The organism is Oscillatoria sp. HE19RPO (assembly GCF_024220515.1).
In the GTDB taxonomy this organism is placed as follows: Bacteria; Cyanobacteriota; Cyanobacteriia; order Cyanobacteriales; family Laspinemataceae; genus Laspinema.
This window is the reverse complement of sequence record NZ_JAMXOT010000511.1, coordinates 1-1,019: the sequence shown is the minus strand read 5'-3', so window position 1 is coordinate 1,019 and position 1,019 is coordinate 1. Positions and strand designations below refer to the sequence as shown.

The 1,019-nt window shown below is 45.6% G+C and carries 2 protein-coding genes; both read right to left on the bottom strand.

Annotated features, from left to right (window positions below; all coding sequences use genetic code 11):
• A partial coding sequence (locus NG833_RS30240; RefSeq protein WP_254568964.1) for a hypothetical protein occupies positions 1-650 on the bottom strand: 650 nt, incomplete at its 3' end.
• 70 nt (positions 651-720) lie between these two features.
• Positions 721-1,019: DUF4351 domain-containing protein (locus tag NG833_RS30235; protein ID WP_254568963.1), on the bottom strand; the 299-nt coding region annotated here is incomplete at its 5' end.

Here is a 1,019-nt window from a genome sequence, read left to right as displayed (position 1 = left end):
CCCTTGGCTAGTCCCTTTTGAAGAATATCTTGGTAAATCACGGATTCCTGCATAATTTCCTCCCGGAAAAAGTTAGTAATCGTATCTTTGTTAAACCGTAAACCCGCTAGAATCTGGGTACAAGCAGAGATTTCTTGGCGTAGTTCAGTTTCCTCTATTTTAGCCACTTCCTGGGCCACTTGCGCCAGGAGTTGGTTCGGTTCTTGAGTCGCTGCTAACACCGCCAAGGGCAGCAATGCTGGGTCTTGGAGCAACAGTTCGGGAGATTCCTCCCAAATCCGAATGACCTCATATCGATGGCGCGTATTTTCGCTGACAAATTCCGTCTCAAACACCGCTGGATTGCTGGTGGGTTGCAACCAAATAATCACCTGTCTCACCGGCAGTCCATATTGCCAATGTAGTCGCACCCAATAATTTAACATCCGCAACGGCATCGGTCTGTCCTTGGGGACTTTTACCTGAAATTCTAAATGGAGAATTTCCTCATCCGTCCGTAAAAAAATCACGGAATCAGCCCGCACAGGTTCTAGGGTTAATTCGGTTTTTAACACCTCCACGGGTGAGGTAATGATTCTTCGCGATATCCAAGAGGCAAAGCGTTGTGGATATTTCGCGGCCAGGTATTTACAGAGGTTATCTATGTCCATGGAACTCGGGTTTAAATGACTCCCAACTGATTCACTTTTGGGCCGTTTATGAACGGCCCAAAACTTGAGTTTAACGGGACTGCAACCAAGTCACTAAATCTGCGACTTCTGTCAAATCGAATAAGGCCAAACTCAATTCTTCTAATTCAGTTAGGGTCAGGGATTCAAAGCGTTTTTGAACATTGGTTTCTAAGGAACCAAAACGGCGGTTCAGCATCCCCTGAATCAGGGCGATCGCCTCCTGCTTTTTCCCTTGATTGAGTCCCTGTTCAAGACCCTTGGCTAGTCCCTTTTGAAGAATATCTTGGTAAATCACGGATTCCTGCATAATTTCCTCCCGGAAAAAGTTAGTAATCGTATCTTTGTTAA